Below are 14,971 nucleotides of genomic sequence, written 5' to 3'. Positions count from 1 at the left end.
TTGATATGTTACAATAAGCTTAACGAATGAAAGTAAAATCAAAGTAAACTCTATGGAAAATGCTTGTAATATTTTTATTTAGAAAAACATCTACAGAAGATAAATTGATATGATGAGGTTGAAATGAGGGATAATCGGAATGGAATCTGCAAAAATATTAGTAATAGATGACGAAGTTGGTATATTGAAATTATTAGAAATAATACTAAGGAAAGAGAATTTCATTCATATAGAAACTGTCTCAGCAGGAAAAGATGCGCTGCAACGTATCAAAGAAAAAGTATATGATATTATTTTGCTTGATATCATGCTCCCAGATATAAGCGGGTTTGAACTATGTACGGAAATTCGAAAAAATACAAATACACCTATCATTTTTATTAGCGCACGCTCGACAGACTTCGATAAATTGACAGGTTTAGGGATAGGCGGAGATGATTATATTACAAAACCTTTTAATCCTTTAGAAGTAATAGCCCGAATAAAAGTTATCCTTCGTCGTCAAAAAATGTATGAGAGTTCACAGCAACAAAGTACTTTATACAATTATGACTACTTCACTTTTAACCCTGAATCTGCAACATTAACAGTTAAAAATCATCCGGTAGAATGCACGGCAAAAGAGCTGGAGTTACTACATTTCTTTTGCAAAAATCCAAATCGTATTTTCACGACTGCACAGCTCTATGAATTTGTATGGGGAAACGATGTTTTTGGAGAAGAAAAAACCGTCACGATCCATATATCCAAACTGCGGAAAAAACTTGGTGATGATACACGCAAACCAAAAATCATTGTCAATTTACGAGGAATTGGCTATAAATTCATCCCTCCAAATGAGGCGTTTATATGCGAATAAAAACTCGATTTACATTCCATTTAGCATTAGGACTTATTCTTTGGATGCTTGTAACTGGTTTTTGCATTGTCATTATTCTTGAAGGTATTCTTCCACTGTTCGGTATCATTGTTAATGAAAACACTGAAGGTTTGCTTGTGGCTGGGATTTTTGTTATTAGCACCATTATTTGTATTGGCTTGTTTGGATGGTATTTTGGTGGTCCGATTGGATTTATAATGACTTGGATTCATCAACTCTCACAAGAAAACTACAAGCAACCTAAAGGTTTGCAAAAGATTTATACCCAAAAGGGAAAACTTCGGATGCGTTATCTTCTGTATCAGGAGGTACTTCAACAGCTCGAAACATTGGCTGTAAAACTACAAGCTTCTGAGATAGAAAGGGGAAAAATAGAGCATGCCAAACAAGAGTGGATTGCTGGTATTTCTCATGATTTAAAAACGCCTTTAACATATATTAAAGGATACTCAACGCTTTTATTGAATGATCAGTATGAGTGGTCAAAGGAAGAAGTTCATTCTTTTATCCAAGAAATTGATGATAAAGGAAAACATATGGAGGAATTAATCCAAGACTTAAGCCTCGTATTACAGTTAAATCGTACGGAAGGTATGCTACCGTTACATAAAACGAATCAAGATTTAGTCGAATTTACAAAACGAGTTGTTGCCGACATTAGTCATGATCCACAAGCAAAGAGCTATAAACTTCACTTTAAAACGGATACACCTGTAATTCATGTTGAATTTGATCATAAATTTATGCAACGTATCTTACAAAACATTCTCATGAATTCGATTTTACATAATCCTGAACACACCGATATATATACAACACTTTCTGATAATAACAAACATGTAGTTATCCATATTAGGGACAATGGTGTTGGCATGTCCTCTCATATGATAGAAAATCTTTTTCAACAATATTACCGAGGAACAACAACCGATTCCTCTTCCGAAGGGACTGGCCTTGGAATGGCAATTGTCTATAAACTTGTACATGCTCATAATGGTACAATTTCTGTTGAAAGCGAGCCTTCGAAAGGAACATCATTTAATATTATCTTGCCGAAAAAAGGACGTCCATAAGACAACAAGTCTTAAGACGTCCTTTCATTTTTTAAAATATCGTAACTACTCAGCCATACATTTCATTTAGAAGCTTGGATCCCCCCCCTAATACCTATAGAAAGTTATTCTCATTTTTTCGTTAATACTTGCTCTAGATAGTTTACTATTTCATTAGTACTTCCGTATTTCAAGATAGATTGCAATTTATTTGATTAATAAAATTATACAATGGATATTCCTCCTGAAAAATGTTATTATTCTCTATGTTATGAAAATTTTTGAAGGGTGGAACTAAAGTGATTAGTGATTTAAAAAAGGCAGCCTTATCTTCATTACAGGGCAAGTGGGGATTAGGGGTAGGAACAACATTCCTTTATTTTGTCTTACCTGTAGTAAGTATGTATATCAGTGCATTAGTCCTAACTTGCATATTTGCTTTTTCTTTTAGCACGATACAAGCTGCGAATTTTGTAGACATTATAGACATTGTAGACGGTGAACCAAAGCTTAATTTGACTGGTAGTGTGTCTCTATTTCTTGGATGTGCGATTCTTATTCTTATTTTTATCGCTTTGCAAAGTATTTTTGATTATGGGTATTATAACTTCACATTACGTTTAGCGAAAAATGAATCTACTACAATTGGAAATTTATTTGAAGGATTCAAGTCAAAACATATATTTAGAACGATAAAACTTGGTATTTTACAAACCATACTCCTTCTTTTATGGAGCCTTTTATTCATTATTCCAGGTATTATCAAATCCTTATCCTATGCTATGGCTTTTTACATACTGATAGAGGATCCAAATTGCACACCATTAGAAGCGATTCGAAGAAGTAAGGAAATGATGAAGGGGCATAAGTTTGACTTATTCATCACAATGTTAAGTTTTATCGGATGGTATATTTTAGGTTGTATAGTGGGGCTATTTGCTCTTTTTCTCCCGTATTTATGGCTGAACCCCTACTACTATACAACAATGTCTCATTTTTACTTAAATTTAGTGAATAGAAACAATACTGGGGGAGAAAAGACAATTAACTAAAAAAAACAATATTACCACAGAACAACAACCGATTCCTCTTCCGAAGGGACTGGTCTTGGGATGGCAATTGTCTATAAACTTGTACATGCTCATAATGGGACAATCTCTGTCGAGAGCGAACTTTCGGAAGGGATATCATTCAATATTATCTTGCCGAAAAAAGGACGTCCATAAGACAATAAGTCTTAAGACGTCCTTTTATTTTTAAAAATCATGAATGAAATAAAAAAACCTTACATCTCTTTTTTCAACAGTTTCCCTTGCCTCCAATACAACTCAAGTGTGGATCGATTCGCCATAAAAACACCGATTAATATGAAGAAAGCTCCAATTCCCATCACCGGTTTGATTGGTTCACCTAAAAACATATATCCTGTTATAACCGCAATTAATGGCGAAATATAAAGCCAAGTAGATGGAAATACAGGATTGGTTTTGGATAATAGCCAATAGTATAAGCCATGCCCACCTATTGAACCTATAAATATTAAATACAGAATCGGCCATTGAACGTTCCATGTCGTTAAGGCAGATAGATTCGGATGTTCTAATAAGAGGGAACAAACTATTAGGAATAGGCCTCCATATAACATTTGGATACCATTAATCAAAAATGGCGAGACATCTAGTAAATCTGATAAAATTTCCTTTGAATGAATAGCGCCCATTCCGTAGAAGAATTCTCCTACTAATATAACAAGGCAAGCAATGCTCCAAGTATAAGAAAATTGCTGTTGTAATCCTGGTAAAGAAATGCATACAACTCCTATAAGAGCAAGTATAAGGGCAAAAAGTTGTTCCCTTCTCAATTTCGTTTTCGTTCGTTTCGTTTGAAGTAATAAAATCATCATGGGACCTATAGCGGAAAGAACGGCTGCTAATCCTGATGAGATATACTGCTCTGCCCAATATAAAGTTGCAAAGGTCATAAATGTAAGACAAAAACCAGCAAATATAATTCTTTTTGTTAAAAGGTATGGTATGACTTGTTTCTGTTTCACGATAAAAAACATGATAACAATTATACCTGCCAAAAAGAAACGAATCCCCGCTGAAAAAAGCGGCGGAGCCCCTGTTGCAATTCCTATTTTAATCGTTAAAAATGTCGTCCCAAAAATGACACAAATAAGAAGATAATTAAAAATAATCATACTGCTTCCCCCTTTTCATTCTTGAAATGAGTATAGAGAAAACAGTGTATAACAGTACATCAAGCTATATAACAGTTGTATGTATTTTATGTTGATTATAAAGTTTTTTTCAGTTTAAATGAAAATAAAAAGAAGATTAGGTGAGATCATGAAGATTGTACTCCGAAAAGAATCTAATATACCGCTCTACCAGCAAATCTACGAGCAAATCGTTCAGCGTATTCAAGGTGGCATGTTAGCAGATGGAGACGCTCTCCCTTCTCTACGTACCATAGCAGATGATCTGAAAATAAGTGTATTGACGGTTCGTAAAGCATATAAACGGCTTGAGACAAAAGGTTATGTATACATACAACCAGGAAAAGGAGTTTACATAAGAGGAAAAAGAAATACTCCTCTAAACATACATGCTCCTTACGACTGGCAACATATGAAAGCTGTTAATGTAATAAGATCTCAATATATCATCAATCGCCACAAAAAATACTATGACTTTTCCCAGGCCATTCTCTACCCGCGTCTTTTACCTAACCCATTTTTATCGTACGAAATGCAAAAAATATTAGACGAAGACAAAATGATTTTAGCCACATACGGATCCGTGCAAGGTGATGAAGAGCTCCGCATGGAAATTTGCAAATATTTAAAAGGCTATCAAGGATTGAGCGTTGATCCTGCTCATTTATTAATTACAAGTGGTGCCCAGCAAGGAATTGATTTAATCGCTCAAACCTTATTAAAACCAGGAGACACGGTAATCGTAGAAAGTCCGTGCTACGGTGCTGCCATTGATGTGTTTGTTAACAAAGGAATCAACGTTATTTCCATTGTGCTTGATGAACAAGGCATCCGTTCTGATTTATTAGATGAGGTGTGTCAAAAGAATAATCCAGTTTTGTTATACGTGAATCCTGCCTTTCATAACCCTACTGGGATATTAATGAGTGAACAAAGACGAAAAGAACTTATAGAATTAGCAGAACTTTATCACTTTTTTATTATAGAAGATGATTCTTTTGGTGAGATTTATTTTGATGATGTTACACTTCCGGCTCCCCTTAAATATTTCGATACAAATGGGCATGTGATTTATTTAAAAGGATTTAGCAAAACGTTAGCACCTGGGATTCGTATTGCAGCAATTCTAGCCGAAGGACCTGTATTTGATTGGTTATATGCCGCAAAAGCATTAATGGATATAGGAAGTCCGCAGTTAACGCAAAAAGCTATTTTACCTTTTTTACGGACAGAAAGAATGAAGAATCATTTAGAAAAATTACGAACTGCCTTACAAATGCGTCGTGATACTACAATGGAAATACTTGCTTCCTTAACGGATACAATTCATTTTCAAGTACCGAAAGGCGGCTTTAATTTATGGATTTCCCTTCCGAATTCAATGCATTCATTTACATTACTAAAAAAAGCAAATGAAGCTGACATTTCTTTTTTACCCGGAACAGCTTGCTTTGTTCATGAACCGAAACACGAATATATGCGTATCAGTTACTCCATGCTAAACGATCAAGATTTAATTGTTGGACTACAAAAGCTACGTGAAATAATTTTAGATTTTCAAAAATAGACACATTAATATTCCTTATTCTTTAGAAATATATTGCCGCAGTACCTTCTCTAACACTTCGCGAGTAACCGGCTGTGCTTGAGCTGTTAATTGATAACCAATACGGCCGCTTGGCTCTGCAGTTACTTGCTGTAATGTTTGGATGTCATGAATTCCCTGTTCTCGTAAATGCATAAATAATTGCTGTTCTGTCATTTTGGCACGATGTAAGTTATCCTTTACAATTTGTCCATCTCTAATAATAACGAGCGTGTTACCATCTAGAAATCGTTCCACCTTTCGTGAGTTCACTTCTAAATAATGAATGATCAGTAAAACAATCGAAAATGTACACGCGGTTAATATTGTTGTTCCTAACTTCTTACTTAACACCGGCTCTACTATAATGCGCCCAATAGATACAACGACAATAATTTCAGCTCTTGTCATCTGACTAAGAGACCTACTTCCTGCTATTTTTAAAACGATAATACCTGTAGCAATTAGTATCATGCTTTCAAGAACAATATCCATATAGTCCATTCCTTTTACAACAATTTATACACAGTATTACCATCTTCAAATTAATCTTAATCCTGTTTATCAAATGAAAAAGAGTATGTTTAAACAAGTTGTTCTAAACATACTCTTTTTCATATAGAAGAAAGTATGATGACGAGTTTTATAGTTATTCTTTCCTAAACCCATTACATTACTTTATAAAGTATGTTTTACATGTTCTTCAAAATATTTTCCCCAATCAGGCTGTCTTCCATCTATATCTTTAAATTTATATTCTCTTGCTAATTCCCACGAGCTAAGTGCTTTTCCTGTTTTCTTATGAACATTAGGATCGCTTGCTAAAGCAGCAATTGCTCTTCCGATAAAAAACGGTGTTTCTGATGCGATAAAATGCGGATCTTTTTTTGCTCCTTCTTGCCAATTTTCTTCTGTCACACCGAATATGTCTAACATAGCTTCAGAACGTAAAAACCCTGGACTGACTGCAACAGATGTTATGTTGTAAGGAGCTAAATCTCTTGCCATTGCCTGGGCTAAATGAATTGTGGAAATTTTAGCGAGGCTATAAAACATATTCCCCCGATATTCGTAATCGACACCATCTGTAATCTCAACAACGAGTCCTTTCTTATTCTTCACCATAAGCGGGACACCGTAATGACTCGTTATGATATGAGAATGTACAGCGGTTGTTTGCATTTGAATTCCATTATCCAAATTATGTTCCCAAAATGGTACATTCCACTCTGTCAGTGGATCGCCCCCCCATACATCATTTACTAAAATATCTAACTGCCCATTCTGCTCTTTATCAATTTTTACAAATAAAGCTGCCACATCTTCTTTCACAGTATGATCAACGCGAACCGCAATTCCTTTTCCGCCTTGTTTCGTTACAAGTTCAGCCGTTTCTTCGATAGTCTCCGTTCTACCCATTGATGATAAGTTTCCTTTTGTGCTTCTTCCTGTCACATATACAGTAGCACCAGCTTCACCAAGCATCATCGCAATGCCTCTTCCAGCACCGCGTGTTCCACCTGCTACTACTGCCACTTTCCCTTGTAATGGTTTCATATATTTCTCCTTTACATATTATAAATCAACCTATTTTTCAAATAGTCGCCTCAACTTGTATAGGATTTAAAAACTAACTAAGACTACCTTGAAAATTTTGATTGGACTTTCTAAACGAATCTGAATGTCCTGTTGGCAATAAGATTTTTATAGTAGCTCCACCTTTTGCATTATTATAAGCAAAAATTTCTCCGCCATGCTTTTCAACGATGAGCTTACAAATATATAGCCCCAACCCAGAACTATTTTTATACAAGGCATCTGCGTTTCCCTTGTAGTGTTTATTAAAAATCATAGCAGTTTCTTCAGCAAATCCTTTTCCATTATCTGATAATTTGAATACTAACCCTTTATGTTCCAAATATGCTTCAAATAAAACTTCCCCACCAATTTCAACATATTTTAGAGAATTAGATATAATATTTTCAAGTACTTCATTCATTCTAAAAGGATCAAAGTTAAAAGTTTCTTCGGATTCAAATGAGGAAGATACTAGAAAATTGATATTTTTTTCTATACAAATATATGTAAAATTCCTCTCCACCTCTGAAATATATTCTTTGAGATTAACATTTTGTATATTCATTGTGAAATTTGGCCGCTCCAAGTCCCAAATTTCGTTTAATTCATTAATCATTAATCTTATTTTATCAGCATTATTCAATAAAATATTGATATGTTTCAGTCTATTTTCCTCTGATATATTGTTATAAGAACCTTCAAGCAATTCTAAATGTCCACATATAATCGTTATCGGTGTTTTTATATTGTGAGTGAGAGATAAAATCATATCTTTTCGCTGCTCTTCCATAACCCATTGTGTTTTAAGCGAAGATTGAAGAGCGCCTCTCATGTCTTCGAAGGACTTCAAAACATGACCTAATTCATTATCATAAGATGCATCTATTCTAAAATCTAATCGACCATTTTTTATTTGATCACTTGCTTCAACTATTTCTTTCAAGGGACGATTTATTCCTTTAGAAAATAAGATAGAAAAGATTGTTACGATAAAAAGGGGGAGTATTAGAAACGCAGGGAAAAGAACAAAAAAGATAACAAACCAATCAGGCCCTGTTTTCCTCAAAAGACTATCAATTACACTCGTCTCTGCAAAAGCGTTACTCCTATATTTTAAAACTATCCCTCCTTGAAATAATTCGCCATCTAACAACGGTTTAAATGAAATCCCGTACGTTTTTTCATTATCTTTATTATATTCTTGTCCAGAATACTCCTTATTGCTAATTACAACGTTTTCTGGCAAATGCTTTAAGTTTGAGGAAGTATACAAGACACTTTTATCTTTAGATACAATCCAATATTCAAAACCTGCACGGGCGATTTTCTCATTTAATTCCCGCTGAAAGTCGGGGTTAGATATTTCATTTCTATTTTTTACTACATAATTCTCAATATTATATGCTGTTCTTTTATTGTCAAAGGAGAACATCAACAAACCAAAGAGAACAAATGAAAGTATAACGGATACTATAAAGCTTAAAATAAAAAATAATAAAAACTGAGTTTTTATTTTGTATTTCATATTGAAATTACTCAACAATCCCATTTATACCCCAGCCCCCATACCGTCTTAATACAATTTTTATTAAATTTATGGGAATCGAATTTTGCCCGTATTCTTCTAATATGTTCCGTAATTGTATTTATATCACTTTCACTCAAATTTCCCCATATTCTTTCAAAAATCTGTTCTTTAGAGAATACCTGTCCAGGATGGGTACATAACAATTCAATCAATTCATATTCCTTTTTAGTTAACTCTATGGTTTGTCCATTTATTTGGATACTTTTTGCTAATATATCAACTACAAGATTTCCAAAAGCCAATCTCTTTCGATCGTCTACTTGTACTCCTCTACCATCCTTCCTTATATGAACACCAATTCTCAATATAAGCTCCTTTAAAGAAAAGGGCTTTGTGATATAGTCATCTCCCCCTACTAAAAATCCTTTAATTCGTTCTTGTTCAAGCCCTCGTGCTGTTAAAAACAGAACTGGGCAACTTACACTTTCTCTAATCTGTCTACAAATATCAAATCCATTCATATCAGGGAGCATAACATCTAGTAAAATGATACTTAATTCTTGATTGATTTTTCCGAGAGCTTCGAATCCAGAGATAGCGTAATCAACTGTAAACCCTTCTGCCTCAAGAGCTGGTTTTATAAATGAAATAATATCCTTATTATCATCCACTACGAGTACTTTTCCATTCAACAATTATTCACCCCATATACTATTTTTAAAATTCTAGTATTTTCTTAATATCTTATAAAATTTCCTTACCTTTACAAATCTCAACATAATTAATTCGCATTTTCTATTTATACAATACTATAGGATTTAAATTCCCAAAACCCATAATATGTATATTATATATTATTAATTTAAAAATCAACTTTCCATAAAGTTTATAAAAAGTTGATTTTTATATGTTTATATAACTTATAAATAAACAGGAAAGGGTGTTAGGAATGCCTGAGAAAAAAATTGAGGTAACAGCCGTTAGCAAATCTTTAAAAAAAAGAAAAATAATCAACAATGCTACTTTTGAAATTTTGCAGGGAGATATTTGCGGATTTATAGGTCCAAATGGTGCTGGAAAAACTACTATTATGAAAATGATAACAGGATTAATAAAACCTGATGAAGGCAGTATATTCGTTAATGGAATTGATATACAAAAAGATAGAGAAAAAGCTTTATTTGGAATAGGAGCTATTATAGAAATTCCCGTATTCTTCGAGTATTTATCAGGAAGAAAAAATCTTAAGAATCTCGCAAGATTAAACTTTGGAATGAATAGAAAAGAACAATTGGAAAAAGTTGAAGAAGTATTAAAAATTGTAGGGTTAAGTGATAGAGGAAATGACAAGGTAAAAACTTATTCTTTAGGAATGAAACAAAGACTTGGTATTGCTCAAGCATTACTCAATAATCCATCAATAATTATATTAGATGAACCTGCAAATGGTCTTGATCCAGTAGGAATGAAAGAATTAAGAGAATTAATAATTGACCTTAAAACGCGTTTTGGAATTACATTCTTCATCTCAAGCCATCTTTTAGATGAACTTCAAAAAATATGCACGAAATACGTTTTTATCAAGGAAGGCAATATAAAGTGGACTGGTGATAATAAAACTCTTCTAAGCTCCGTAGAAGATAACAAGAGATTAGAAGATATTTTTATTGAATTAATGGGATAAATTTTCCGGTTGTATAAGTGTAAAAAATCAAAAAAACTCACAACTCATAGTTGTTTTATAGGAGGGTTTAATGTTTAAATCTCTTTTAGTATACGAACTAGAAAAATTTTGGTCCAATAAGATAAATATACTATGCTTCCTTTCTATACCAATTATTGTATTATTATCACTAAAATTTTCTTTAGAAACAAATAACTCAATAAAACCGACAAATGTAGCATTTAGTTCAAACTTAAATTTTCATATAACAAGTTTACAAGAAATGCTTTTTAGTGCTTTTAATGCTATTGTAATAGCATTTTGTGCATTAAGTTTTCATTCTGAGTATAGAAAAGGACATCTAAGAATGGTTTTTACAAGAGGGATTTCTATAAAAAAATTATACATAGCAAAATCCTCATCTTTAATAATTAATATATTTTTAATACTATTATTTCAATTTTTAGTTTCTTGCTTTCTGAGTTCCTTATTTTTACCAAGATTAAATAAAACTTCACTATTTTTCAAAGATGGACCTTACAGTTTAAATGATGTTGTCACCTTTTCTTTGAAATATTATTTATTAGCATATTTAAGTTTAATTGTTTATGCAAGTATTGTAGAATTCATTTCTATAAAACTCAAATCAATCACAGGAGTCATTGGTTTAAGTTTAGGTTTTTTATTCTCCAATATATTCCTTTTTATAGTTATCGGTTATTTTATTCAAGGATATCCAGAGAACCATCCAACTACATTCATGTACCAATCTTTATCCCTATTATTTATACAATTTAAAGGTGCTGCTTATTTTGCTGCTGGAATTTCAAATGTTTTTATATACAGCTTAATCGTTACTTTTGTAATTTGTAAATCCTTATCTTATTTAGCATTTACAAATACAGATTATCTTGATTAAAAAGGAGGATATGTCTTATGCGAAGATTAATTTTATCTGAAATTGAAAGAATTTATTCTAGAAAAAGTACCAAAGTACTGTTTGTAATCTCTGTTTTATTTCCGATATTTTCCTATTTACTATTTCAGTTAAGATGGAATTACACTACTTATACTGTGGATGGAATAAAATTCTCGATAAACAGCTTGAATTATCCAATAACACAAATGAGCGAATATAATGCTCTTTTGATATTTATCTTATTACCATTATTTTTTTCAGAATCACTAAGTTCTGAAATTGATTCTGGTGCTTATAAAATGATTTTACTTCGTCCATTAAAAAAGTGGAAACTAATTGTAAGTAAATGGATTTCTCTTGCAACTGTTTATACCGGAATTCTACTATGTACGTATCTGACAAATGTTTTAATTGGTTATTTACTTATGCCTAAAGTGGAATATACAGTCTATTATAATATAGATAAACATCTAAATTTGTTAGATTCTACTATATATAATCTCAAATGCTACTTAATTATGTTCGGAATACATATAGCGTTACTTGCAGCAATTTCATTACTAAGTGTAATTGTTCAAAAACCAATTTTAACATTTTTAGGAAGTATCGCATTGTTAATTAGTGGTATTTATTTATTCGAACCAGTAAAAATTATATTTTTCCAAACATCCGATATCGCTTTTTCTATTCTAGGCGGAGCATTTGAATTACATTATGTTCTTATATTCCTATTAGTAATTTTATTATTTTTCAGTTTATCCCTATGGATTTGGAATAAAAGAATTGGAGATATAGCTTAGATGACATATTTTATCTTAAAATATTCTTAAAAAAGCCCTAGACTTTTACAGGCAGTCCCCTAAACGTGGTTATACTGATCTCCATCTTTTTTCAACAAAGTAAACTAGTCATAAATTATGAACCTATAAATATTTTCTTCTTGACTTACCATATAATTCATGACTATAATTACTCATGTTAATTTCATAGCATTCGGATGAACCATACAGGAGAAGATCTATTGATCTACCGATGGGGCAAAAAGCTGGTCGGACAGCTTTGAAACTCTCAGGTCTTGTGTTCAAGTAGAACTGTATGGGGACGAATCTCTGGAGAGACTCCCTCCTGTTGCACAGCAACATGGAGGAAACAGAGCACCGAAGGAGCAAATCCGCCATTACAGCGGATAATCTCTCAGGTAAAAGGACAGAGACAAGCGACAGAAAATACCGATTCCCGAATCGGTTTATTTTTCTATTCCTTGTATCTCCAGAGACCATTTCGTTTACATGAAATGGTTTTTTATTTTTTCTAAAGGAGAGTAAAGATGGAAACAGTGAATCAAGTATTAGAAGTAATCAATCATTATGTATGGGGGCTGCCAACACTCGTGTTGCTTGTTGGAACAGGAATCCTCCTTACAGTACGCCTACGAGGCCTACAATTTATCAAACTATTATACGCACATAAGCTAGCATTCGGAAAATCAGAAGACAACTCTTCTAAAGGAGATATTAGCCACTTTCAAGCGTTAATGACCGCCATGTCAGCTACTATTGGGATGGGAAATATAGCTGGCGTTGCAACCGCAGTATCTATTGGAGGACCCGGCGCAGTGTTTTGGATGTGGATTACTGCCTTGTTTGGTATGGCAACAAAATATTCAGAAGCGATCCTTGCAGTAAAATATCGCATGCATGGTGCTAACGGGGAATACTCTGGTGGTCCGATGTATTATTTAGAACATGGGTTAGGAAAGAAATGGCTCGCTATACTATTTGCTATTTTCGGAACGACAGCTTCATTTGGAATCGGAAATATGGTGCAGTCTAATTCAGTTGCTGAGGCGATGAAAATTAATTTTTCCGTATCCCCTGTCGTAACAGGAATCGTAATGGCTCTTTTCATCGCAATTGTCATTTTAGGCGGCGTTAAAAAAATTGGAAAAGTAACTGGTTTTTTTGTTCCAATTAAAGCTTTCTTTTATATCATTGCTGGTCTTATTATTATTTTTTATCATATAGATCAAATTCCAACAGCATTCCAGTTCATTTTCTCAGGCGCTTTTCATGGTACTGCCGCTGCTGGAGGCTTTGCCGGAGCAACCGTTGCTTCAGCTATTCAAATTGGGATGGCGCGAGGTGTGTTCGCAAATGAAGCAGGACTAGGCAGTGCACCGATTGCTGCCGCTGCTGCGAAGACTGATTCCCCCGCTAAACAAGCACTCGTATCTATGACGGGAACGTTCCTTGATACATTTGTTGTATGTACAATCACTGGTTTAGTCCTCATTACAACAGGTGCTTGGAATTCTGGTAAAACAGGTGTTGAAGCGACGACGTTTGCATTTCAAACTGTATTTGGAAGTGCCGGAAGTATGATCCTTGGCATCGCAATTATTTTATTTGCGTATTCAACAATGTTAGGCTGGTCATATTATGGAGAGAAATGTGTTGAATATTTATTTGGCTATCATGCGGTTCGATACTACCGTCTCATTTTTGTTGGTATGATCACGTTTGGGGCAAATTTAAAACTTGGACTTGTTTGGACGTTTTCTGATATTGCAAATGGACTAATGGCAATCCCAAATTTAATTGGTTTGATTGGCTTAAGCGGAGTCGTTGTTTCAGAAACACAACGCTTTTTACAGGCTGAGAAATCAAATAATTCCAATAATCAGATTGCAAGTTAAATTAAGAAAAAGCTGTATAGTGACGGAACACTATACAGCCTTTTGTTTATGCTCTATTCTTAAAGATTGGCGCTAATGAAGATAGAGGTAAAAGGATAATTATAGTAAAATCAAATTACGAGAGGTGAACGATAATGAAATTACCCAAATGTACGAATTGTAACCATAAACTTTCTTGGGCACATACATTTAAACAAACAATGATTGTAAAGAGAGACCCTTTACAATGTCAACACTGTAAACATGACTTATTCTTTACTGCCAAGTCGAAAAAGAGGTTATTTCTATTAGTAGCACTTTTCCCCATTTTATTTGTAATTTTGACTGCCTTCCAAGTTCCAATGATAATAGCTGTTCCTTCACTAATTATCTACCCTACTTTAGTTGTGCTAATTACACCATTCCTTATTGAGGTGAGAAGAGATGAAGAGGCTCTGTTTTGAAAAGGACGAAATTGCCTCTTTCTAACCTGAAATAAAGACTGAATATTTTAAAAATTAAGAGTAGGATTTCTTTTGGTGATATAGAATTATACAGTATATAAATTCATTTTGATTTTTCAACATATAAGTCACTGTAATGCATCGCCAGAGGCTCTCACCCAACTAAAAAGAAAAAGGTTTTTATATCATGCAAAGAACGAAATCCCTCAACAATACAAATGTTTATTCTCTTAAATTACTAATCTACTGCAACAAACTAAAGGAACCCAATTCTTTAAGATAAAGTGAAACTTTAATCAGTGGGGGTTTTCTTCATCCCCCACTGATTATTAGTGGAACCAATCGGGCTTTTACGGGCAGTTTATCTCCCACCTAACTTCTTAAGAAAAGCGGAAGCGGCTCGCTCA

The 14,971-nt window shown here is 33.5% G+C and carries 14 protein-coding genes, 1 pseudogene and 1 riboswitch; of the genes and pseudogenes, 10 read left to right on the top strand and 5 right to left on the bottom strand.

Annotation, left to right across the window (positions count from 1 at the left end):
* Nucleotides 1–139: 139 nt before the first annotated feature.
* From MR076_RS05965 to MR076_RS05950, 4 genes and pseudogenes are all read left to right on the top strand, one after another.
* Nucleotides 140–859: a response regulator transcription factor gene (locus MR076_RS05965; RefSeq protein ID WP_090914617.1), complete on the top strand. Its 720-nt coding sequence runs from the start codon at nucleotides 140–142 to the stop codon at nucleotides 857–859.
* On the top strand, nucleotides 850–1,953 hold the full coding sequence (locus tag MR076_RS05960; protein ID WP_242218629.1) for a sensor histidine kinase: 1,104 nt from the start codon (nucleotides 850–852) through the stop codon (nucleotides 1,951–1,953). The genes MR076_RS05965 and MR076_RS05960 overlap by 10 nt, the downstream gene beginning before the upstream one ends.
* Nucleotides 1,954–2,231: 278 nt before the next feature.
* Nucleotides 2,232–2,984, top strand: coding sequence for a DUF975 family protein (locus MR076_RS05955; RefSeq protein ID WP_242218627.1), 753 nt, complete (start codon nucleotides 2,232–2,234; stop codon nucleotides 2,982–2,984).
* Nucleotides 2,985–3,014: 30 nt separating this feature from the next.
* Nucleotides 3,015–3,158, top strand: a pseudogene (locus MR076_RS05950) (ATP-binding protein); the annotation flags it as partial.
* A gap of 59 nt (nucleotides 3,159–3,217) precedes the next feature.
* Here the strand turns inward: MR076_RS05950 and MR076_RS05945 are convergent.
* A complete protein-coding gene (locus MR076_RS05945) occupies nucleotides 3,218–4,135 on the bottom strand; it encodes a DMT family transporter (protein WP_242218624.1) in 918 nt (305 codons plus the stop codon).
* A 148-nt stretch (nucleotides 4,136–4,283) separates the two neighbouring features.
* On the opposite strand from MR076_RS05945, the gene pdxR reads away from it, so the two are divergent.
* On the top strand, nucleotides 4,284–5,720 hold the full coding sequence (gene pdxR / locus MR076_RS05940) for a MocR-like pyridoxine biosynthesis transcription factor PdxR (protein ID WP_242218622.1): 1,437 nt from the start codon (nucleotides 4,284–4,286) through the stop codon (nucleotides 5,718–5,720).
* 15 nt (nucleotides 5,721–5,735) lie between these two features.
* Here the strand turns inward: pdxR and MR076_RS05935 are convergent, their stop codons facing one another.
* The 4 genes from MR076_RS05935 to MR076_RS05920 all read right to left on the bottom strand — a co-directional run bounded on the left by MR076_RS05935 (nucleotide 5,736) and on the right by MR076_RS05920 (nucleotide 9,536).
* A complete protein-coding gene (locus tag MR076_RS05935; RefSeq protein WP_242218620.1) occupies nucleotides 5,736–6,233 on the bottom strand; it encodes a DUF421 domain-containing protein in 498 nt (165 codons plus the stop codon).
* A 183-nt stretch (nucleotides 6,234–6,416) separates the two neighbouring features.
* The gene (locus tag MR076_RS05930; RefSeq protein WP_242218619.1) at nucleotides 6,417–7,295 is read right to left on the bottom strand and encodes an SDR family oxidoreductase; all 879 of its coding nucleotides are present in this window, start codon (nucleotides 7,293–7,295) and stop codon (nucleotides 6,417–6,419) included.
* A 73-nt stretch (nucleotides 7,296–7,368) separates the two neighbouring features.
* Entirely contained in the window at nucleotides 7,369–8,865 is a 1,497-nt protein-coding gene (locus MR076_RS05925; protein ID WP_242218616.1) for a HAMP domain-containing sensor histidine kinase, read from the bottom strand.
* A complete protein-coding gene (locus MR076_RS05920) occupies nucleotides 8,853–9,536 on the bottom strand; it encodes a response regulator transcription factor (protein ID WP_242218614.1) in 684 nt (227 codons plus the stop codon). The genes MR076_RS05925 and MR076_RS05920 overlap by 13 nt, the downstream gene beginning before the upstream one ends.
* A 257-nt stretch (nucleotides 9,537–9,793) precedes the next feature.
* Between MR076_RS05920 and MR076_RS05915 the strand changes: the two genes are divergently transcribed.
* The 5 genes from MR076_RS05915 (at nucleotide 9,794) to MR076_RS05895 (ending at nucleotide 14,564) form a co-directional block, all read left to right on the top strand.
* Nucleotides 9,794–10,528: an ABC transporter ATP-binding protein gene (locus MR076_RS05915; protein ID WP_242218612.1), complete on the top strand. Its 735-nt coding sequence runs from the start codon at nucleotides 9,794–9,796 to the stop codon at nucleotides 10,526–10,528.
* Between the two features lie 70 nt (nucleotides 10,529–10,598).
* The gene (locus tag MR076_RS05910; protein WP_242218610.1) at nucleotides 10,599–11,426 is read left to right on the top strand and encodes an ABC transporter permease; all 828 of its coding nucleotides are present in this window, start codon (nucleotides 10,599–10,601) and stop codon (nucleotides 11,424–11,426) included.
* A gap of 17 nt (nucleotides 11,427–11,443) precedes the next feature.
* The gene (locus MR076_RS05905) at nucleotides 11,444–12,226 is read left to right on the top strand and encodes an ABC transporter permease (RefSeq protein ID WP_242218609.1); all 783 of its coding nucleotides are present in this window, start codon (nucleotides 11,444–11,446) and stop codon (nucleotides 12,224–12,226) included.
* 299 nt (nucleotides 12,227–12,525) lie between these two features.
* A riboswitch (glycine riboswitch) is annotated at nucleotides 12,526–12,646 on the top strand.
* A gap of 107 nt (nucleotides 12,647–12,753) precedes the next feature.
* Nucleotides 12,754–14,121: an alanine/glycine:cation symporter family protein gene (locus tag MR076_RS05900; RefSeq protein WP_242218607.1), complete on the top strand. Its 1,368-nt coding sequence runs from the start codon at nucleotides 12,754–12,756 to the stop codon at nucleotides 14,119–14,121.
* Between the two features lie 134 nt (nucleotides 14,122–14,255).
* Nucleotides 14,256–14,564, top strand: a complete 309-nt coding sequence (locus tag MR076_RS05895; RefSeq protein ID WP_277928387.1) for a TIGR04104 family putative zinc finger protein — start codon at nucleotides 14,256–14,258, stop codon at nucleotides 14,562–14,564.
* The last annotated feature ends 407 nt before the right edge of the window (nucleotides 14,565–14,971 follow it).

The organism is Bacillus cereus group sp. BfR-BA-01380 (assembly GCF_022663535.1).
GTDB classification, from domain to species: Bacteria; Bacillota; Bacilli; order Bacillales; family Bacillaceae_G; genus Bacillus_A; species Bacillus_A cereus_BB.
Note: the sequence above shows the minus strand (reverse complement) of the source record. Positions and strands in the feature narration are given on the sequence as shown.